The following is a 20937-nucleotide window of genomic DNA, read 5'->3' as shown; positions in this document are numbered from 1 at the left end:
TGTGGTGTGGAGTGGCCACGACCAACCCGTTCTGTCCTGTGCCTGTGTCCGCTCCCGGCCCGCTCCGGACGAACCTGCCGCGGGAGAATCTCGGGGCCGGCTCACACGGCGCCCTCCCTTAAGTGCGTGCCGGCAGGGCGGCGCCTTGCACTCAGGATCTGGGCCAGGCTTCGAGGAAAGTCCTTGGTCATCAGCCAGGCCGCGCCCGCAGCCATCACCGGGTTCGGCAAGGTCCATATGCCCAGGGGCGTGATGAGCAGCAGGAACGCGACAGCCAAAGCGAGGCCGACCTTAACCCTCCGGCCGTGACCGAGTATCAGCAGGCCGACGGCCAGCTCGCCCGCCGCTGCCAGTGCACCGAAACCTTGCGGGGAAAGGGCCACGACGTTTTGAAACACCCACAAGTAGAAAGGGACCAGCGGATCATCCGTACCCAGGGAGAGGAACAACTCCGGTGCCACCAGGCTCAAAACAAGGTTTACCGCCACAGCCATGAGGATAAAGAAGACGCCAAGGAAGATCCGGGCAGCCGCGGGATTCCACAGGCTCAGAGCAAGGAATGCAATGCAGAACACAAGCCAGGGGATCAGCTGTTCCATTCTTTGCCTCCGGATACTAAGCCACTTCGCGGAAGCTATACGCCCGCCGTTCCACTCAAGAGCCAGAAATGGCGGTGACTGTTGTTCCTGGCCGCAGCCCCACACCTTTCACGTCCACGCCCAGTGCCGCCAAGGCACAACCGCCGGTGACCCTGCCCCAGGCTTCCAGTCAACGCCCCGTCCCTGTAGCGGACACAGAGGCCAAAGACCCGCAGATGCCTTTTCCCGGTTAAGGGTCAGCGCCAAAACCCTGTGCCCCGGGCGGGACCGCTAGTCCGGGTCCCAGGCTCCTAGGCCGGTATGGGGCCGGGCGGAATGTGCCCGGTCCGGGCTGCGACAAGGGCACCGGCAAGCCGGACGACGTCCCCTGCCCGCATGCCGTCCGTTGGGGGCACAGTGCCGGCCTCGCTGGTGCAGATCAATAGCGCTGCAGTGACCTCGGCGGCCAAACCCGGGAATAAGCTGAACCGGGAGCCGCCGTGGGCGGAATCTTCCGATTGATGCAACGCTCTGCTGACGAGCACGGCGGCCTGCGTCCTGCGCGCCATGCCGAGTTTCATCAGCAGAGACGAGACCAGGTTCTTAATGGTCTTTTCCGCCAGCGACATCTCCTGGCTGATCTGGCGGTTACTCAGCCCTTTCGTCAGGCATATCGCGGCCCTCATTTCCTGCCTCGAGAGCGACAGGAGCCGCTCATCCGCCCCCTGCCGGGGAAACAAGGTTACAAGTGCCGGCTGGAACCGGCGGCTGTACGCGGTGTGCCCTGCCAGTGCCCTGCGAATCAGCCTGAGCTGTTCGCTGCCGTCATCCTGCTTGGACAGGCACCCCCACGCACCGGACAGAATGGACTCGATCAGGACGGCCTCGTCGGTATCCCCGGTCATCAGCAGGCATCGGATAGCGGGGTTTTCGGCGGCAACGGCCCGGCACACTCCGGCACCGGAACCGTCCGGAAGATCATCATCAACGATGACCAGATCCGGGCACAGCGCCAAGATCGCCCCGCCGGCTTCACATGCGGACGCTGACTCCCCGACAACGGTGAGCCCATTGGACTCCAGCAGTTGGCGCAGGCCCCGCCTCACGACCTCGTGGTCGTCCAGGACGTACACGCCCTGGCCCGCCAAGTGCGAGTGGATTTCCCGGTCAGCCATCATTGCTGTTCCGTTCCGTCGCCTTTGAGACCGCGAAGGCGCTGTTAGTGGATCACTGACGCCGACCTCGCTGCTGCGAAGACGAACCTCACCGGAACCCCGTCCGATGCTCCCTGGCCCGGCGCCGTCTCGAAGCGCGCTGGCCCGTAATCCCCACGCTAGATCTAACATCTGCCGGACAACAGCCCCAAGCCCCGATTTCAGAAATATCCGGCTACCAAGCCCACACGGCCAATAGCCCACAGACCTACAGCGGTCGGGCTTGTCAGCGACGGGGCCGGGCGGCCGAAATGATGTCGTAGGGGCATTCCCGGATGAACAACCGACGAACGGACCGGCATGTCTCAACGGGGCCAAAGGGTGTCACCGTGGAGAACGGAGACCGGGACGCTCATCAGCTTTCATGGGCTCAGATCCGGCCCACTGGTTACGCGGTGGGATGGCGCTGTTGGGCCCACTCCGCCGCGGCCTCAGCGGCCAGCACAACGCGCTTCGCGGCGAAGCCAGTCAGCGTGGCCACAGTGGCCGCCATCAGGATCCCCGGGAGCACATAGGATCCCAGCAACACGGGAGGTGCTGTGTTCTCGTCGATGAACGGCGACGGTGCCACTGTCCACAAGATGCCGGCTGCCCAGGCGCCGGCATTGATGGGTATCCATCGGAAACTCCCCGGAACCGCACGGCGCAAGACAAGCCACTGCAGGGTGGGAATGGAGACCAACAGCAGCACCGCGCCCATGCCAACCCACAGCAGCGTCGAAAGGGATCCTAAATCGAAGCCCACGATCGTGCTCGGCAGCATACCGAGGGACCAGGCGAGTGCGGCGCCGGCCGCGGTCGCGGTGACCCATGCTGAACGGGGTACGGACGATCCGAACCCTATCGACTGTCCTAGCCCGAGCAGGATTCCCTCGCATGCCCCGGCCAAGATCATTGCGGGGTAGACCACGAAGCTGGGGGCTTCTGCCAGTGCCAGCGAACCGCCCACCGCAGCGGGAATGATGAATCCGATCGCTTCGCCGGCTGTAACGGCAAACACCCAGCGACGCAGGAATGTTCTTTTCATGTTCGTAGCCTCTCCAGTCAACCCGCTCTTGTCCTTCAGTCAAGTGCCGGGACGGGTTCTGTCGAGTGGTTGCGTGGTTGTCGTGTTGAGCGGAGCTGCCGGATGAAGACCACCCAGAGGGCGATGGAGAGAGCACCGATCGGCATCATTATGGACCATTCGGCAGGGCTGGCCCGAAGGTAGGAGACGACGGGCGTGACGAGGATCGGTAAGGTCGTCAGCCCGAGGAAAGCAAGGGACCCCACCGCTGTTGCGTGTCCCCAGACGTGTCCACGGATCAGGAGTACCCCTGAGGTGAATACCGCGGGGAGGAAGAACGCCAGATCAAGTACGTGGACCGGATTAGTCGGCACATTCAAGGTCGAGGCACTGGTCGATGGGGCACCAGCGAGAAGGTCAGGGACGATCTCGCTTAGCCAGAGAAGTGTGAACAGGGCGCTGGTAACAATGAGAACCCACCCGGTAAGACGGGTCGCTGTTCGCCCGACCAAGTGAGTAACCTCTGGCACTACGCTGGCCAGGGTGCCGGCCAGCGCGAATACGGAGAGGCCTAGAACGGCCGTCCAAACCAGGAACAGAGGACCGAAATGGATCGAGAAGGCGTAGATCGAGTAGTTGTACGCGGTAAAACCCAAACAACCGACCAATGACAGCCACGAACTCATTGATCCTCTTCTGGCCAGGCAGGCGAGGATCACGAGCAGCGGAGAAACCAGCAGGCCGTTCACCACATCCTGGGCAAGAGCCTCGTTGAAGAGCAGATCCCTCTCACGCCCGTAAATCGCGACCGGCTGGAGGAGGCCAAGGACGCTACCGGTGAACGCGAGCACACCGGCGGAGGCAGAGAGCCACATCCAAACCCGGGGCAACCTGCCGGAGGAGGCGTCAGCACGGTCCGGAGGCGTGGGATCGGTCGGCCGCATCACAAGCCAGCGCCAAGCCGCGCCAGTACATCGCCGGTCCACGCCGTTGCACGTTCGAGCTCACCGTCGAGGAGTGGCCCTTCGTAGCCATGGACCCGGAAGGTCCGCTGCTTAATTGACGTGTCGAATCCGAGTGAGCGCAGTTCGTGCTTCGCCGCCTTCGCTGCCGAACCGGGCAGCCTCGGCTTATCGACCCGAGTGTCGAAGACGACCGCGGGGATCTCGGTACTGGGTCGTTCAAGGTGGTTGAGCCATTCGCGGATGCCACGGTCCGGCTCGTGCGGGGCCGCGTGAGACTTGACTGCCTCGGCTCGAGTTGCTGCACGCGTCATCGAGAAAGCGTGCGTCGGGCCGCCGACCACTAACAGGTCATACCCCTCAACTGATAGTGGTGCGGCATCCGAGTCCAGTACGTCAACATCGGCGTTGACGGCAAGGCCGGCGCCGATGGCTCGCGCCACCTTCTCGGTATTGCCCCACAGGGACTCGTAGACCACAAGTGCGCGCATCGTTACTCCTAATGTAAGGACCCGCAGTTAAGGCCGCCCTCCCAGACTATGCCCACCCATCAGGCATGTGTTGTGCGCCAGCCATAAGAATCCAGCATTTCGGCACGTCAGTGGGCGTGATGTGGCCTGCTAGCCTCTCTCCATGCGCAGAACGTCGGCACGAGGCTCAGACACCGCCGGAGGAGAGCGCGTACTGATCCTGTCCGCAGGGGTGGGATCGGGGCACAACAGTGCGGCGGCAGCGGTGCACCAGGCGTGTGCCGCGCGCGCTGATATCGCCGAGGTGCAGGTGCTGGACGTGCTGGACGTGAGTAGCGTGCTCTACCGCACACTGCTGGGGAAGGGATACTTCGTCCTGGTCGAGGGCTTGCCCTGGCTGGTCGAGTGGGGTTACGACATCAGCAACCCGCCCTTCCGGCGCCGCGGCCCAATCGACCCCTGGACGCAGGTGAACGCCGCTCCGGTCATCCGTGCGATCAAGCGGTTCCGACCAACCGCGATCGTGTGCACGCACTTCCTCCCCGCCCAGCTGTTGGCGTCACTGCTCCTCCGCGGCGTGATTGACGCGAAGACCGCTGTCGTGACGACGGACTACGACTTCCAGGGCCTGTGGCTTACGGGAGCATTCCACATGATCTTCGTGGCCAGGGAGGAAGGGAGGGTGGAGCTGATGGCGCTCGGCCTTCCTCCCGACCGCGTCGCGGCCACGGGCATCCCGATCACCAAACAGCTCAATCCCGCGACCGCGCGCGATGCCAACGAGCCCCCGATGCTGCTGATCTCGGCGGGTGCGACCGGCGGGGACTATGCGTTCTCCGTGGTGCGGCAGACGATGCACATGCGCTCGGCATTCACGGCCACGGTCGTGTGCGGACACAACGATGCGCTGCGGCAGCGCATCGAGCAGCTGGTGGCGCCCGCTGGCGACCGCTACCGCGTGCTCGGCTTCACGGCGGAGATGCCTCAGCTGCTGCGCCGCGCCGACCTGTTTGTGGGCAAGCCGGGAGGGCTTTCGGCCTCGGAGTGCATGGCTGCGGGGCTGCCCATGGTACTTGTGAACCCTATCCCGGGGCAGGAGGTTCGCAACGGCGACTACCTGATGGAGCAGGGGGCGGCCGTCCGCTGCAACACCGCCGCGACGATCGGCTGGAAGATCGACGAGGTGCTGCGCGAGCCGGACCGCCTGCAGCGGATGCAGGCGGCTGCGTGGAGAACCGGCCGTCCTGATGCCGCGGCGGATGTGCTGACCGGCCTGCTGGACGGGCCGTCACGTCCGCTGGTCGTGACCCGTGCGGCGCAAAGGACAATTCTGGCCGCGAGCGAGCAGCGCGTCATCGCGACCGATCTGACGGGACCCTCCTCGCTAGTCCGCCTGGTCGACTCGGCTGCGGGTAGCACGGTCGCGCTGCTGCAAGCCGAGGAGCTGGGGGATCTGCAAAAGCGGTACGCGACCCCGAACGGGGATCTGGTGCTGCGGCGCGGCCAAGCGCCCCTGTTACTCCGGTGGGAGGAACGGCGGCTGCTCCGCGCCATGCTGCGCGGCGACGACGCGTTGCCTGTCCGCGTCGTGGGACTCTCGGCACCCCCTCGCGTCCTTCCAGGGTAACCGGCGGAATGCGACCCATATCAACCGCAGATCCACCGGCCGTCCGAGACAGCTTGCCCCTCGATCGGTCCCTCCGGGCGGCGCAACCGGGCCGCGTCCGCCCAGCTGACCGGGCTGTGCTGGCCGGCGAGCAGGGCCCAGTCCCCCGCGCGGGACGACCAGCGTCGTGTGGCCGGATCGCGCTGCAGGGTGGGCCCCGCATCCAGTATGACCCGCACTGTCGTCTCCGCGCCGGGCTGTAGCGTCACCTTCCGGAAGCCCAGGAGCTGAGCCACCGGTCTGCGGATGGACACGTCAGCTGCGTAGACCTGAACGACAGTCGAACCCTCGCGGTCACCGGTGTTCGTTACGAGCACGTCCGCGTTGCCGCCTGTGTCATCGAAACTGTGGTCGAGAAGCCGGTGCTCGATTGTCGTGTAGCCCAGGCCGAATCCGAACGGGAACGCGGCCGCGTGTCCCTCGCCGTCGAGCCGGCGTTGACCCCACTTGTCGTCATAGACAACGGACTTCGCCGCGGGGTCGAACGATGGCAGATGCGCGGCGTCCGTTGGCAGCACAAACGGCAGCCGCCCGCCGGGTTCCTCACTGCCGGTGAGCACGCTCGCGAGGGCGCGACCGCCTTCCATACCGCCGTACCAGGCGAAGAGGAGCGCTGGCACACGGTCCCGCCATGTCTCTGTGAGGATCGCGCTGCCGCTGATCAGCACGACGACGGTCCGGGGGTTCGCGGCGACGACCGCGTGGATGAGGCGCTCATCGGAGGGGCGCAGGTCGAGCGAGGCACGGTCGCCACCTCGGACGAAGCGCGAGGCCAGGTGTGCGAGGCCGATGAGCACCCGACGGAAGGGGCCTGAGCCGAAGGCCCGGCCGAGAACGCCCACGTCGACGCCGCCGGTGACGACGGACTCGCCCTCGTCGTGCTGGTCCAGGCCGACGACGATGATCGCCGTCTCCGCAGCGGCTGCCAGCGCGGCCGCGGCGCGCTCGTTCCGGCCGGAGGTGGTCGTGATCCGCACGCCGGGAAGCGCTTCACGCAGCCCCTGCAGCGGCGAGACCGTGGAGGGAGGCCGAACGCGAGACGAGCCATGGTCGCCGAGGTTCGCTTGTGCCGCGAGTCGTCCGATCACCGCGAGATGCCGGGTGGTGGGGGCCAACGGCAGTAGCGGCGCCGCGCCGACGGTTTCGTTCTTCAGCAGTACGATCGACTCCGCGGCGACCCGGTGGGCAAGCGCCCGGTGGGCCGGGGAGGCGATGACGGCGCGGGTAGGGCCCGGCACCTCCCGGGTCGCGGCATGCTGCACGCAAGTGCGCAGGATGCGACGCGCGGACTGCAGCACTGTCGCGCGGGCCAGGTCACCGCTCCGCAGCGCGGCCGGCAGCTCGCGGGCGCGCAGCAGTCGCAGCGGCATCTCTACGTCCATTCCTGCCTGCAGGCTGAGGACCGCGTCATGGGTGCCGAAAACCCAGTCGCTAGTCACGAATCCGGAGAAGCCCCACTCCTGCCTCAAAACATCCGTGAGCAGGGCGCGATTGACGTCCATATACTCGCCTCGCACCCGGTTGTAGGAACTCATTACGGAGTCCGCGCCGGCTTCCACGACCGCCTTGAAGTGCGGCAAGTACACCTCGTGCAGGGCGTGTTCGTCGACCGACACGTCGACCTCGAAGCGCTCGTTCTCCATCGAGTTGAGCGCGAAGTGCTTTACGCACGCCATCGTGTGCACGCGCACGCCTCGGGTGATGGCAGTTCCCATCCGGGCGGTGAGCACCGGATCCTCCCCGTAGCACTCCTGTGCCCGGCCCCACGCGGGGTGGCGAAGCAGGTTTACGCAGACGGAGGCGGAGTAATTTGCTCCCCGAGCCCTGCTCTCCAAACCGATCGCAAGCCCGACCCGTTCCTCCAGCGACGGATCCAAGGTCGCGGCCCGCGCAATTGTCACAGGGAAGGCGGTGGAGGCGCCTATCACGACACCGCGGCCACCGTCGCTGAACCTGATGCCCGGTATGCCGAGCCGCGAGACCGCCCCGGCCACGAACGGCACCCTATCGAGCAGTATCGGGATGAGGGGGAGCAGCAATCTGGGAGAGTCGCCGTCGAGCAGGCCGAGGATCTCCCCATCCGTCATCAGGTCGATCAGTAGCTCCGCGGCCTCATCCGCGTCGAGCTCGCCCGCCCGGACTGCCCTGACCGCCTCGCCGTAGGCGCTGCTCTCAGCCGTCATCGTGTCCGTCAAAGCCAGATCTTGCGTTCGCGCTGCCCGTCGTCCCCCAGTAATCTTCATGCCCTAAAGTCTGCACCCTGCGCGTGCGCGTACCTGCGAGGCCGGCACGGGCCTGCGCCGGCCAGCTAAGCCACTTCGACGCCGAAGACTTGAACGAGCACTTTCAACAGGCGACTTCCTCATCGGCGCGGCGCCGGTCCTGCTGGTCGTCGCCATCGCCCTGCTGCTGAACGCCTTCTGACGCAACTTTCCTGCATTAGACGCAGGAAAATGATCAGCGGTCAAGACTACCTGAAAGCCCAAGGGCCTTCCCTCGCCTATTAGAGCTCCGGCGGGCCAACGGATCTTGCATCTGATGCAATTCCGCAAAGTCCGTTCGTTGTCGGTGCCCTCGCTTACTCTGAACATCTGCGGCCGGGTGTATCGGTAGTTTGCGGAGTAGCTTTTGAACGAATAGCTCTCCGAACGCAGGACTCTTGACAGCGGTGAAGCCGACTGTCAATGGTTGGTTGCTGCCCCCGTCCCATGTACGTTGAGTCTGACTGGTCAGGCTTCGTTCCGAACCACGAGGATGTGCCCGTGTGGAGCGAGCTTCCTGTTAGCCGGCCGCCGGCTGGTTTCGTATTACTTCCTGAGAATGGATGGAATGCGCTCATACTTGCCGTCGCTGGTTCCGCCCGGGGGCGTTCGTTGGCTCTCTAATGGGTATTGGCTGGTCTGGTGCCTGCCGGCAGGATGGCTGCCAGCCCTGCTGGACGTGACTCCCGCTGCCTCTGCCATCAGCCGGGCCATTGCCTGGACGAAGCGGAACACGAACGCGAATGTGCTCGCTGCCGTCGAGGGGACCTCCTCCTACGGTGCCGGGCTGAGCCGCGCCCTGAGAACGTCCGGTATCCCCGTGGCGGAGGTAAAGCCGCCGCACCGGCAGGCCCGTGCCGGTGTCGGCAAATCCGATCCGATTGACGCGGTGGAAGCTGCCCGGCAGGTGCTGCACCGGCGACGTGGACCATCTCGCGGTACCGCGCGCCGGCGGGCTCCGGGCCGCCCTTCGCGTGCTGTTGACCGGCCGGGCTTCCTGCCGGGCGATCTACTGGTCTACCGGGGCGGAGGCGTCCTCGCCCCAGCCGGCGATCACCGTGACCTGGGTCCCGGTGAGGGCCTTGCGGGCATCGATGCCGAGGTCGGTGGTGCGCACCAGCGCGTTGAGGGCGTTGTGGTCTGCGGTGTGCCGGGTATCCAGTCCCCTCCGATACGCTCCGAGGCGGCCTTCGCAGCCCCTGCCGGCGTTTCCCGCTGCCCGCGTCCTCCGGGAACACCGTCAGGCACCGCCTGAACCGCCACGGCGACCGGCAGCTGAACATGACCCTGGACATCATCGACAAAGTCCGCATGGACCGCAATGAGACCACCAGACGCTACACACAACGCCGGACCAGCGAAAGCCGGACCTACCGGGAATCAAACGCGCCCTGAAACGCTACACAGCCCGCCATCTTCCGCGAGCTACAGACCCCCTTTGCTTGACAAACGTCATAGAAGGGTCAATAACGCTACATCGCCCGTGAGCTCTTCGACTTCATTCGGATCACCAGACCAACAGTCAACCGCGAGGAGCAGCAAGCCACCCCTTGACATCCATAGGGGCATCGAGCTCGCCCTGACCTACCGCGGCGGGGTCCCCCTCCGTGCCATCACCATCTGGCTCAAGGAATTAGGGGACATGCCCTAGTCCTACGGCCGTCGCCGCACTCCCCCGATCTTGATTCGACGCTCTGGAAACTGTCTCCTAAGCGGCGGGTTGCCAGATTCTTTGACGAGACTTTGTCTGTCCCATATTCGTTAGTTTTCTCCAGACGCTCCATGGAAGCCGCTGCCCAGCATATTCAAAGCGCACTCCAGAGTTCTTCCCATAGGCGGCGATGCCAATACCGGTCAAGCGGGCGGGGCGGGTATTTGTGGTGTGGCGCCATCCTTCGGGCACCGATCAGACGTGCAGAATATACTGCTTTAGATCATTCATGGTCTGCGTCATGTGGCTGTCCATCGCCAGGCGTGCCCGTTCTGAATCTCGGGATTCGAAAGCCCGCACGATGTGGGTGTGTGCCTCAATCGCGTTGGCCTGAATCCGTACCACGTTGGACGTCTCTGCGCGCCGGGCAGCAAGCACAATGGACAGCGGCTTGAAGAGGACCACTAGAAACACATTTCCGGAGGCCTGAAGGATCACGTCGTGAAACGCGAGATCCGCTTCGACGAAGTGGGCTACGTTGTTGGCTTGGTGGGCTGAGCGCATAGTAGCAAGGTGCTTGCGGATGCTCTCAAGCTCCTCAGCTGACATGCGTTCGGCGGCGATTTCCGCGGCTCCTGTTTCAAGCATCCGACGCAGTTCGATCAATTGGATGGAGGCCATAGCGTCATTTTCGCCCTCGGAAGCTGCGCGCAGCACCGCCTCCATTGTCGTCCAGAGATTTAGCGGATTCACAAACGTTCCGCGGCCACGCTCGATGCGCACCATACCCTGCGCTTCCAAAGTTTTGACCGCTTCGCGGACGGTCATCCGACTGACTTCATGCTGCATCGTGAGGTCCAGCTCACGCGGAAGGGTTGAGCCAGGGGGGAACTCGCCGGACACAATTCGGTTCAACAGGTCATCTGAGACCATGCCGACCAGCGACTGACGTGCCACGTTTGACCTTCCTGAAGTTTGCCTGCTCATCATACGGGCAGGTCTGGCGAACGATTCGGCTCTTCAACGCCTCCACGTACGATGTCAGATGTATTATTTCACACGGTCGACAGACGCCGCTGCTCCAGGAGACAAACCCATCGCAACGGTAAGCAACCAGCAGGCCACCGTGTCCACTGTCGCAGTCCTGGGCCTCGGCGCCATGGGCCTGCCCATGGCAGTGCGCTTGGCAGGGCGCTTGGCAGGGCAGCGCCCAGTCCGCGGCTTCGATATCAACGAAAGCCGCCGAAAACTGGCCAACGACGCAGGCGTAGACAGTTTCGATTCCGCTCGCGAAGCAGCAGCTGGAGCCAGTGTGGTTCTAGTCGCCGTGCGTAATGACGACCAACTCACCAAAGTGCTGTTCGGACCAAAGGGAGTTGCCGAGATCCTCACCCCTGACTCCGTCGTGATACTGACCAGTACCGTCGGATCAGACTCAGTCCTCACCGCAGTCGATGGACTGGCCAAGTACGGCATCGCACTGGTGGACGCCCTGCGTGCGGGCGCGGGAGATCTGCTGATCGTTGTAGGCGCAGAGCCCACGGCTCCAAAAGCCGCCGCTTCGACATCAGGGCTTCGGTTGCCCCAAGCCCTGCGTGGACTCGCCGACTCTGCCGCGGTTCCTGTTTGCGCCCAGCTCGACCATGCCAGCAACCTCGAAACCATTAGGACTGGCGTGGCGGCTGGCGCGGACGCGGTCTTGGTGGACGGATCGGCCATGGATTATGAAGCGAACATCCAACTGGTCCGGTCCGCACGGGATGCTATCGGCGACCCCAGCATTGTGCTGGAGGCTGAGCTTGGCGGCCTGGCCGGGGATGAGGACAGAGCTTTCGCCATGAAGGCCGCCGGACTAACCGATCCCGGCCAGGTCGCTGACTTTGTGACCCGTAGTGGTGCTCAGTTGCTCGCCGTTGCCGTCGGCAACGTGCACGGAAAATATGCGGGCGCGCCCAAGCTCCGCTGGGATCTCCTTCAGAACGTCGCAATCAGAACCAACGTTCCTCTCGTACTCCACGGAGCGTCCGGGCTGCCTGCAGAAGATCTGGCCGCGACTCCTAAAATGCGGGTGGGGAAGGTCAACTTCAACACAGAGCTGCGCACCGGTGTGCTCTCCGTGCTGGAAAGGAAAATTTCCTCACACCGCAGCGACGGGGAGAATCTACTGGGATTGTTGGGCGTATGGCAGGCGACCGTGCGGGGCTTCACTGAGGCGTCCCGGGATACGCTTTCAGGACACGCGGCCATCAGGTAGCCATCGCTCAGTTTCGTGCAATGACAACCTGATGACCGGAACGCGTACGTTAGCTACGATCAGCGGCGAGGCCGCCAGGCCTCTGGCGCAGTCGCATCGGCATCGGAACGGACCAGGCCCACCAGACGCTCGATAACTAAGCTACGGCCTGCCAACCCCTCTTGCTCTCTGGTCGTTCGAATTGTCTGGTCCTGATCGACAGGATTCAGTTGTTGCTTAGGGTGCGGGCCGCCTAACGCGGCCGCACCCTAAGCAACAGGGCGAGCTGTCTCAGCCGCGCAGAAGAGCTTTGCCGTCGGAATCCAGGTAGTCGCGCCAGGACCGCTTCGGGCTCCAGCCAAGCATGCGCTGGGCCTTCGCGCTGGAAATTCCGGACGCGTCCGGGCGCGCGGTGGGGCGGAGCTCGATCTTCTCCCCGTAGTAGGTATGCAGGATCTCGCCGAAGTTCCGACCACCAACATTGTCGGGTGAAGCGATGTAGAAGACCTCGTGTCCCGGCAGGTCAGACTCCGTTGCCAGCACAATTGAGTCAGCAAGGTCGTACGCGTCGATGTAGCTCCACAGGTTGGGGCTGAGGACCGAGGCGTCGCGAACCTGCGGGCCGAGGTTCTGCTCATAGTTGCTCTCATTCTGTACCCAGCTTGGGCGCAGCGAGATGCAGCGGATGTCGGAGCGCCGGACTGCGGCATCCATCAGTTGCTCGCCAAAGTGCTTCGAAACCGCGTACGGATCCTGGGGTCGGATGGGGTGTTCCTCGTCAACGGGAGCATAGTCCGGGAGGAAGTCGCGCTCCGGGAAGAAGAAGCCGGGAACGGTCTCGCTCGAGATGTTGACGAAACGCTTCACGCCGAACCTGACCGCAGCCTCAAGAACGTTGAAAGTTGCCATGAGGTTTGTGTGGAACACGACTTGAGCCGGGTTCCCGGTGGGCTCGGGAATCGCGGCGGTGTGCACAACCGCGTCTGCGCCGCGCACAACGGCGAATGCCTCGCCGGCATCTGTGAGGTCCGCCATCTGGTAGCTGGCGGTTCCTTCTGCGCGGCGCTCGAAGCCTGGTCGGGTCAGATCCACCGCGAGTACGTCGTGGCCTGCATTTAGCAGAGCCTGGGTCGCAGCGCGACCGACTTTGCCGTGGGCGCCAGTGATTACTACCTTCATGATTGCTCCTTGGTCGATGTGCGCGCCTAAACGACGCGCTGGGGCTTACGTACTAGTTACGTTGTCTACGCCACATGTTTAGTGCGACTGCTCCGACGATGATGACGCCGCTGAATGCTTGCTGCCAGTAGGCGGAAATGCCTAGGAGGATCAGCGCGTTTTGAATAAGGAGGAGCAGGGAAGTCCCCAGCGCGGTTCCTAGAATTCCGCCCACGCCCCCAAATAGGCTTGTTCCACCAATGACGGCCGCCCCGATAGCCAAGAGTTCGTATCCGTTTCCTGCAGCCGGTTGGCCGACGCTCAATCGCGCGGTCTCCAGGATGCCTGATACTGCCGCGAGGGTGGAGGCAACGACGAATACGGAAATCTTCACACGGCGCACTCGGATGCCCGACAGCTTGGCCGCTTCTTCATTAGAGCCTACGAAATAGATGTGGCGACCGAATGTAGTGCGTGTCAGCACGAAGTGGGCCACAATCGCAACAACGGCTGCGATCCAGACGGGAACGGGGATACCGAGGAATGCTCCCTGCCCGATGTAGAGGAAGCCTGGCGGGAAGCCGCTGATCGTCGAACCGCCGCTAATACCGAGCGACAATCCACGAGCCACGGCCAGCATGCCCAGAGTCACGACAAACGACGGTATCCCCGCAAAGGCATTGATCGAGCCGTTCACCAGCCCGACAAGCGCACCGGCGGCCAGGGCCAGAATCACAGCCACGACCGGCGGTAGCCCGGCGTTGACCATGGCCTCACCTGACAGGACACTCACCAACGCGACGACGGAGCCGACAGAAAGGTCAATCCCGCCGATCAGGATGACGAACGTCATGCCCACGCTGATCAGCAGTGCCAAAGCTATCTGCCGTCCGACGACCGTCAGGTTCCCGGCGGTAAAGAAGTACGGCGAAGCCCACGAAAGGTAGAGAACCAGGAGAATCACGACGGCACCGAGGGTGGACTCTCGTGCTGTGATGATCTTCAACAGCCTATGGCGGACCTTCTCACTCAACGATGTTCGAGCCGCCGCCGGCAAGGCGGGACCACCGTCTAGCGTCGTTTGTGTTATTCGTTTCACGGTCTCTCCATTGATTGTCATGAGACGTCTTCCTGTACTCCCGTTGCCATAGCCATAACGCGCTTTTCACTTGCTTCCGCGGCGGCCAGTTCGCCTACGCCGTAGCCCTCTCGCATGACGAGTATGCGATCGGCGATACCCAGTACTTCCGTTAGCTCCGATGAGATGACCAAAATGGCGACACCTTCGCTGGCGATCTTGCGGACCAGTTGGTAGATCTCAGCCTTTGCACCAACATCAACGCCGCGAGTTGGCTCATCGAGAATGAGAAGCTTGGGGACTCGCGCCAGCCATCGGGCGAGCACCACCTTTTGCTGGTTTCCACCGCTTAGAGTGCCTGCGGCGACCTCGATCGCGGACTCCCGAATGCCCAGCTGCTTCGCATACTGGCGTGCAAGGTCCCGATCGCGGCGTCGCGACACGAGGGACAGGCGACTGATCTTCGACAAGGATGCCGAAGACATGTTTTCCCGGACCGGCAGTCCGAGAAATAAGCCCTGGTGTTTACGGTCCTCAGGAACAAAACCGATCCCGGCGTCCATAGCTTCACGCGGCGTGCGCAACGCCATCGGCTGTCCGTCTATGAGGATTTCTCCTCCACCGCGTTTCGCCGCACCGAATATAGTCATTGCCGCGTCGCTACGACCGGCACCGATTAGCCCTGCCAGAGCAAGTATTTCGCCGGGACGCACCGAGAAGCTCACGTCGTGCAGGAGCTTTCCGGAGCTGAGCCCGCGGACTTCCAGAGTGGGGGTCGCGGTGGCGTCCACGGGTGATGTCCGCACTCCGTAGAGATCCTCGAGCTCGCGTCCGACCATCATATGAACGAGATCGTTCGGGGTGGTGGTCTTGGCGTCACGGACGCCCACTACCGCCCCGTCCCGCATGACGGTAATGCGGTCTGCGATCTCGAAAATCTCACGCATACGGTGTGAAACGTAGATGACGCTCACGCCATTGGACCGGAGCTGACGGACGAGCTTGAGAAGGGTCTCGACTTCCTCCTCGGTCAACGACGATGTTGGCTCATCCATCACGACGACGCGCGCGTCTATCAGCAATGCCTTGGCGATCTCGACCATCTGCCGCAGTGCGATGTTCAGGTTTCCCACGATTTCGGTCGGGGCGATGTCGATGCCCAGGCTGGACAACAGCTCTGCGGCGCCTCGCTCCATCGTGCGGAAATCCACGGTTCCCAGCCGGGTTTTTGGCTCGCGGCCGACGTAGATGTTCTCGGCTACGCTCAGATCGTTTGCGAGATTCAGCTCCTGATAGATGACCGCAATTCCGCGTGCCTGGGACTCCCGGGGCGAATGTACCTGAACTGTTTCTCCGGAAATCTCAATGACGCCTTCGTCAGCACGTGCAGCGCCGGCGAGAATCTTCAACAGAGTGCTCTTGCCCGCGCCGTTCTCACCGACGAGAGCCATAACCTCGCCGGACTCGACCGACAGGCTAACATCGCGGAGTGCGGTGACCCCGGGGTACCTTTTGACGATACCGCGCATGGCAATGAGCGGATGCGTAACCATTGCTACTCCTTAGGAACGGTTGTGGGGGTGGCGGGGTCGGCGTGATTCTATGCCGACCCCGCACGCGTGCTGACAGCTAGTGGGCGGTCTTCTGGAACTCCGCCAACGTGTCCGGAGTGACCGTCACGACGCCGGTGTCGACGACGAAGTTCTTCTCAAGCGTCGACTTGTTGTTGTGGAAGTCCACTAGGATCTGGAGAGCCTGTGCGGTCATTCCGAACGGCTTCTGTGAGATGAGTGCGTCTACACATCCTCCGTTCATGCCTTCAACACCCTGCGGGACGACGTCGAAGCCGATCGCCTTGACCGTCCCACATTTGTTGGCTGACTTCAGTGCACCGGCGATGCCGGGCAGGTCCGAACCGCCGATACCGATGAATCCCGCGAGGTCAGGGTTGGCCTGAAGGATGGTTTCCGAGCTCGTCTGTGCGGTGGCGACGGATTCGCCGGAGACCTCGGTGGCAACAAGCTTGATGTCAGGGTGGCTGGCGAGGGCCTTCTTGACGCCCTCCAAACGCTGGTTGAGGTTCACCGCGCTCAGGCTGCCGATCACAACGGCGACCTTGCCCTTGTTCCCGACGCTCTTAGCGAGAGCTTCTCCGGCCTGGACGCCGGCTGCGACGTTGTCCGTCCCGATATAGCCCAGCACTTCACTGTTCGGAACGGGTCCGTCCCATGCGATAACGGGGATGCCGGCCGCTTTCGCCTTGGCGATGTTGTCGACGACGCTCGCGGGGTCGTTCGGTGAGATGGCGATGCCCGCGGGGTGGGTGGCGAGGACGGAATCGAAGATGGCGACCTGTGCAGCGGCGTTATCCGAGTCCGGGCCTAGGAACTTCGCCGTTACGCCCAGCTTGGCGGCTGCGTCTTCCATCCCCTTGCGGGCGTCTACCCAGTAAGGGTTGTTGAGCGACTTCGGTAGGAAGACGTATGTCCCCGGTGTGTCAGAGGCCCCGGAGGTGCCGCTCGGGGAGGACCCCCCGCTGCAGGCGGTGAGGGCAAACGCCGCTGTGGCCAACATGGCAGTTACGGCTGTTATCTTACGCATTACTACTCCTTTGTAATTAGTGCAAAGCGACGCTGGTGGAAAACTGTGAAGATTATGGTTTATGCAAGATTTCTGAATTGCATTGAGGCATGATTGGAAACCTTCATGCTTCTGGCAGGCAAACTCCCCAGTCCCCGTCAGAGGGTCCGAGGAGCGCCCTGGTCGAGGGCCTCGCTTTTGCTGTTGGTCAGTACGGCGGGCCCCGCAGAATCCTGACCGCGTCGGCGAGAGTCGATTCAACTCCAACGTTCCCGGCAAAGACGACATAGGGAAGGCCCTTAAGTCCCTGACTGCTGCCACCTTCGTTAACCCAAACGGAGACGATTCCAGGGAACAGTTGCCCAGCGACCGTCGCCCGCCGAATCTCAAGCCCTTCAGTGGCGACATCGCTTGAGGTGATCCCTCCCTTGGCGAGCACCCACTTGGTTGCTACCTCATGGACCGCCCGCGTGGTAAGGGTGACCAGCGCGTGGGACACAGCCTGGGCAATCAACAGGCTTGAATGGCCCGTGGCTCCGACGATTTGCTCTCTGCTCGAGACAAGCAGCGCGTCCGTTTTCTTCAGTGCTGCTACAAGCGCGTCACCGCATCGGGCCATTTCGCCCGCGCGCTGAGCCGAGTCGAGCAGTTTCGGGACGTCCAATTCGACGGTCTCAACGTCCGGGAATTCGTTCTTCAACCGCGATACCTGCAGGGTAGTCAGCTCAACGTGCGAACCAACAACTACCAATCCGTTACCGGCGCGCTCTCCGAAAGTGAAGACTTCATCATGGGATAGCGGGGCACGAGCCTTGATGCCCAGCCTCGCCGCCACGAAGGAGGGTCCGGTCCGGCTCAGGACCCGAGCACCAGCCTCTTCCGCCAGGATGAGGCCCAGAACGACCACGTCAAGGTCGGCCTCATCAACCGCGTTCACAACAACGGGAGTGGCGTTCTTGCAGGACAGGATGACGTCGCGCACACGATCCGCGCCACCTATTCTGATGTCTTCGAGGCTGAGGCTCACAACTTCGTTCGAGGATATGGCCCCGTGTGTCTTTTCCTCGACGTAGTCTCGGACGTTCGAGTTGGTGAACCCGAACGTGGCGTCCTTTGCGTAGTTTGTCTGGCCAACCGGAACAAATGAGTCTCCACTGCCGACATAGTGCACGTCGCCTACCGTCACCCTTCCCGCCGCGATGTATGCGGGGGCAAGGAGCAGGGCATCATATGGTTCGCCTGAAGAACGAGCCATGTCGCTTAGGACATCGGTTTCCAGAGGGTAATGCCCGCGGAGGGTGGAGTCGCTGCGAGTGATCAATGTGTAGCGGGCACCCAATTCAGCCCCGACACGTCTAATGGCCTCTGCGACATCTGTGACCGTAGACCGCGCTTCCTCATCGTTGAGTCCTCTGGTGTTGGTGAGGATGAAGAAACCGTTGCCCGGCTGCTCGAATGCCCAATTCAGATCCTCATCGTCCCATCGGGTAAGCACCGGGACTCCCTGGACCGACTGGCTTCCGGTGGGGTCGTCGTCGAGCACAATCACCCAGATCTTGTCGGCAGCGTTTGCCTCTCGAATGCGGAGTCTGGAGTCCGGGATGCGCAGGACTGCTGGTCCCGAGGAAAACAACTCATCTGAATTTCTGGTTTCCAAGATCACATCGGGCCTTTTCACGCGGGGAGTTCCGCGATGCGTCGAGCCAGGTACTCCACGCCTATGCGGGGGCTCGACAGAACCGGCATCTTGGTCGTCTCCTGGAGAGCGCCGGCGAGACGGGACATGGATGCCTGCGCCAGGACGATCATGTCCACGTTCTTGGCGAGGTCGGTGGCCTGTTCAGTGACCATCGCGTCGTGCTTTTCGCGGTCTCCCGACATAAGGACTTCGAACGCGCCTTCGCACAGCCGCTGCTCAACCGTGATGCTGCGTCCGATTTCGTCTGCTTTTGCCTGGATGAGATCTGACGTTGGGCCGAGCGTCGTGGGCACGGTGGCTAGAACGCCAATGTGTGTTCCTTCGTGGGCTGCCCTCGTTGCCATTGCGTCGTCAATCTTTACCACCGGTGTATTAACGCTGCGGGCCGCGACGTCCAGGGCCGGTCCCAATGAGGAACATGCAGAGAAGATGATGTCGGCGCCGGCTGCTTCTGCTGCCTGAGCAAGATGTGTCATTCGCGCCTCGCTATTCGACGAGATCCCCTGCTCGCGCACGACTGTGGCCAAGACGTCTGAGTCGACGAAGTGGATAACTTCAGCGTCGGGTATGAGCTCGGCGATGAGGTCATTGATCAGAGGCTCGACCGAAACAAATACGAAGCTTGTATGCAGAATCGCGATCTTCTTTGACACGCTATTTACTTCCTTTGATAAGACGCCAGATGTCTGACGTCTTAGGTCTTATGTTCCCGGAGCGGTCCGGGAATGTCAATACCCTAAGGTCCCCAATTTGGCAACGCTGACATGGGTCTCAGGTCTCCCGAGGAACCCTCATGAACTCAACGCCGGAAACGGACCCGTCAGCTGAAGGCGGCGGCTGAGATCCGCAGGTGCGCGCACCCTGGCGGAACTCCGCCCCGCAAGGCCCTCACCGGGGCCCAGGTCACGGTGATCGCCGGCTGGAGCGGGGACGCCTCCGCCCCGGTAGACCAGCAGATCGCCCGGCAGGAAGCCACCCGGCTTGCGGCCGCGGTCAAGGACGCCGACAGGCACCTGCGCCGCATGAAAGCCCAGCTGAAGGAACTCGTCGAGCAACTCGCCCCGGGATTCCTGACCCGCCCGGGCTTTGGCCCGGTCATCCTCTGCGCGTACTCAAACCACGGCCGGATACGCTCCGAGGCGGCCTTTGCAGCCCCTGCCGGCGTTTCCCCGCTGCCCGTGTCCTCCGGGAACACCGTCAGGCACCGCCTGAACCGCCACGGCGACCGGCAGCTGAACATGGCCCTGGACATCATCGTCAAAGTCCGCATGGACCGCGATGAGACCACCAGACGCTACACACAACGCCGGACCAGCGAAAGCCGGACCTACCGGGAATCAAACGCGCCCTGAAACGCTACACAGCCCGCCATCTTCCGCGAGCTACAGACCCTCTTTGCTTGACAAACGTCATAGAAGGGTCAACCGCAGTGTTCCGAAGGACGTCGCCATCGTCACAACAACGGCAGATGCCGTAACTGTCAAGAAGGTCCCCTTCAAGGAACAAGATCAAAAAGATCATTGACGATTTGCTGGACGAATTCATCTTGGCAGCAGGCTTCGGCCCTCGGCCAAGAGGTTATGACTGGTACTTGCAACTGCCTAAGGGAATCACATCCGTTGATGAGCTGACCGGCCGCCTCAATGCCGCCTTGTCTGAGGAAGATACCGGCGCGCACCCAGAACAGATTCGTCCCATATTCGAAAGAGCCGTTGGTCCACCAACGTTCGGTGGGCGTTGGCATGTGCAGGGTGTACTGGCATCTGTGCAGACGACTACTGAACCGGCAGGAACGCTGCGTCGCATGAAAGGACCAATTGCTAGTGGACGACGGACGACGGTGCCGGTGGAATGCACAACGGTTCCGGTGCTTTGGATTCGTCCGCTGATGTCGATCTGCAGCCGGCTGCGCTGCAGGGGCGCGTCCAGGCGTTGGAGAGCTCCGGCAGGGTGGATGTCTGGACGCGGTGGATGAGGTCCCGGACGTCGGCCCTGTCATTGACCGTCACCTTTAGGGTCAGGTCGGGGGCTTTGGCCGTTCCTCGCAGCAGGGCCGCGGAAGTAACGACACCTGGCAGGGTATTGATCTGGTTTTCGACGGCGGCGGCGAGGACGGACGGGTCGCAGAGGGTAAACCCCTGGCTGCCGACGTCATGGAGGCGGTCGGCGCCCGCCGTGTTTTTCCTCGGGATCTGGGCGATGATCCACAGCAGCCCCAGCACCCGATGATGACTCCTGATCAGTATTATGGCCACCACCGGGCTTTGGCCAGGTGTGCGAGGGGCGGCGGGTCATCACTGTTTCCTGCTCCTGCACCGGTGGCGCCTCATTGACGACTTCCCTGGACGAGCCAGGGGACCTGCGCACCAGGATCATCGACG

At 62.8% G+C, this 20937-nt stretch carries 18 protein-coding genes and 1 pseudogene; 5 read left to right on the top strand and 14 right to left on the bottom strand.

All coding sequences use genetic code 11. The features are described 5' to 3' along the window. Window positions 1-101: 101 nt before the first annotated feature. The 5 genes from CXQ91_RS20310 to CXQ91_RS20290 form a co-directional block, all read right to left on the bottom strand. The gene (locus CXQ91_RS20310) at window positions 102-599 is read right to left on the bottom strand and encodes a hypothetical protein (protein WP_181038976.1); all 498 of its coding nucleotides are present in this window, start codon (window positions 597-599) and stop codon (window positions 102-104) included. Window positions 600-889: 290 nt separating this feature from the next. Beyond that, the gene (locus CXQ91_RS20305; RefSeq protein WP_181038975.1) at window positions 890-1756 is read right to left on the bottom strand and encodes a response regulator transcription factor; all 867 of its coding nucleotides are present in this window, start codon (window positions 1754-1756) and stop codon (window positions 890-892) included. Between the two features lie 424 nt (window positions 1757-2180). After that, on the bottom strand, window positions 2181-2819 hold the full coding sequence (locus CXQ91_RS20300) for a hypothetical protein (protein WP_146072396.1): 639 nt from the start codon (window positions 2817-2819) through the stop codon (window positions 2181-2183). A 35-nt stretch (window positions 2820-2854) separates the two neighbouring features. Continuing rightward, window positions 2855-3673: a hypothetical protein gene (locus CXQ91_RS20295; protein ID WP_146072395.1), complete on the bottom strand. Its 819-nt coding sequence runs from the start codon at window positions 3671-3673 to the stop codon at window positions 2855-2857. Between the two features lie 68 nt (window positions 3674-3741). Further along, the gene (locus CXQ91_RS20290; RefSeq protein WP_104175689.1) at window positions 3742-4251 is read right to left on the bottom strand and encodes a flavodoxin domain-containing protein; all 510 of its coding nucleotides are present in this window, start codon (window positions 4249-4251) and stop codon (window positions 3742-3744) included. A 142-nt stretch (window positions 4252-4393) separates the two neighbouring features. Between CXQ91_RS20290 and CXQ91_RS20285 the strand changes: the two genes are divergently transcribed. Continuing rightward, window positions 4394-5857 (top strand): glycosyltransferase, encoded by a 1464-nt coding sequence (locus CXQ91_RS20285; RefSeq protein ID WP_104175688.1) that lies wholly within the window; start codon window positions 4394-4396, stop codon window positions 5855-5857. 20 nt (window positions 5858-5877) lie between these two features. On the opposite strand, the gene CXQ91_RS20280 is transcribed toward CXQ91_RS20285, so the two are convergent. Further along, window positions 5878-8091, bottom strand: a complete 2214-nt coding sequence (locus CXQ91_RS20280) for a beta-glucosidase (RefSeq protein ID WP_258074157.1) — start codon at window positions 8089-8091, stop codon at window positions 5878-5880. Window positions 8092-8725: 634 nt separating this feature from the next. Here CXQ91_RS20280 and CXQ91_RS25815 point away from each other — a divergent pair. Next, window positions 8726-9412, top strand: a complete 687-nt coding sequence (locus tag CXQ91_RS25815; protein WP_146072394.1) for a transposase — start codon at window positions 8726-8728, stop codon at window positions 9410-9412. Between the two features lie 651 nt (window positions 9413-10063). Here CXQ91_RS25815 and CXQ91_RS20270 read toward each other — a convergent pair. Beyond that, complete coding sequence (locus CXQ91_RS20270) at window positions 10064-10765, bottom strand: FadR/GntR family transcriptional regulator (protein WP_104175685.1); 702 nt, start codon at window positions 10763-10765, stop codon at window positions 10064-10066. Window positions 10766-10853: 88 nt separating this feature from the next. Here CXQ91_RS20270 and CXQ91_RS20265 point away from each other — a divergent pair, with 88 nt between their 5' ends. Next, window positions 10854-12062: a class II fructose-bisphosphate aldolase gene (locus tag CXQ91_RS20265; protein WP_104175684.1), complete on the top strand. Its 1209-nt coding sequence runs from the start codon at window positions 10854-10856 to the stop codon at window positions 12060-12062. Between the two features lie 270 nt (window positions 12063-12332). Here CXQ91_RS20265 and CXQ91_RS20260 read toward each other — a convergent pair whose 3' ends face one another. The 6 genes from CXQ91_RS20260 to CXQ91_RS20235 all read right to left on the bottom strand — a co-directional run bounded on the left by CXQ91_RS20260 (window position 12333) and on the right by CXQ91_RS20235 (window position 19209). Beyond that, window positions 12333-13220, bottom strand: coding sequence for an NAD(P)-dependent oxidoreductase (locus CXQ91_RS20260; protein ID WP_104175683.1), 888 nt, complete (start codon window positions 13218-13220; stop codon window positions 12333-12335). A gap of 52 nt (window positions 13221-13272) precedes the next feature. Next, complete coding sequence (locus CXQ91_RS20255; protein ID WP_104175682.1) at window positions 13273-14319, bottom strand: ABC transporter permease; 1047 nt, start codon at window positions 14317-14319, stop codon at window positions 13273-13275. Then, window positions 14316-15830 carry a sugar ABC transporter ATP-binding protein gene (locus tag CXQ91_RS20250; RefSeq protein WP_104175681.1) on the bottom strand — a complete coding sequence of 505 codons (1515 nt, stop codon included), beginning with the start codon at window positions 15828-15830 and terminating at the stop codon, window positions 14316-14318. The genes CXQ91_RS20255 and CXQ91_RS20250 overlap by 4 nt, the downstream gene beginning before the upstream one ends. Before the next feature lie 76 nt (window positions 15831-15906). After that, window positions 15907-16878, bottom strand: coding sequence for a sugar-binding protein (locus CXQ91_RS20245; protein ID WP_181038974.1), 972 nt, complete (start codon window positions 16876-16878; stop codon window positions 15907-15909). A 187-nt stretch (window positions 16879-17065) separates the two neighbouring features. Next, window positions 17066-18520, bottom strand: a complete 1455-nt coding sequence (locus CXQ91_RS20240) for a four-carbon acid sugar kinase family protein (protein WP_146072393.1) — start codon at window positions 18518-18520, stop codon at window positions 17066-17068. 11 nt (window positions 18521-18531) lie between these two features. Then, window positions 18532-19209 carry an aspartate/glutamate racemase family protein gene (locus tag CXQ91_RS20235; protein WP_104175678.1) on the bottom strand — a complete coding sequence of 226 codons (678 nt, stop codon included), beginning with the start codon at window positions 19207-19209 and terminating at the stop codon, window positions 18532-18534. A 255-nt stretch (window positions 19210-19464) separates the two neighbouring features. On the opposite strand from CXQ91_RS20235, the gene CXQ91_RS20230 reads away from it, so the two are divergent. Both CXQ91_RS20230 and CXQ91_RS25810 read left to right on the top strand, forming a co-directional pair. Further along, the gene (locus CXQ91_RS20230) at window positions 19465-19908 is read left to right on the top strand and encodes a transposase (protein WP_104175677.1); all 444 of its coding nucleotides are present in this window, start codon (window positions 19465-19467) and stop codon (window positions 19906-19908) included. 176 nt (window positions 19909-20084) lie between these two features. After that, window positions 20085-20129, top strand: a pseudogene (locus CXQ91_RS25810) (hypothetical protein); the annotation flags it as partial. A gap of 247 nt (window positions 20130-20376) precedes the next feature. Here the strand turns inward: CXQ91_RS25810 and CXQ91_RS25415 are convergent. Further along, window positions 20377-20811, bottom strand: a complete 435-nt coding sequence (locus CXQ91_RS25415) for a hypothetical protein (RefSeq protein ID WP_146072391.1) — start codon at window positions 20809-20811, stop codon at window positions 20377-20379. Between the last annotated feature and the right edge of the window lie 126 nt (window positions 20812-20937).

Origin of the sequence: Arthrobacter sp. Y81 (assembly GCF_002929335.1) — a bacterium.
In the GTDB taxonomy this organism is placed as follows: domain Bacteria; phylum Actinomycetota; class Actinomycetes; order Actinomycetales; family Micrococcaceae; genus Arthrobacter.
This window is presented reverse-complemented; position numbering and strand designations above follow the sequence as displayed.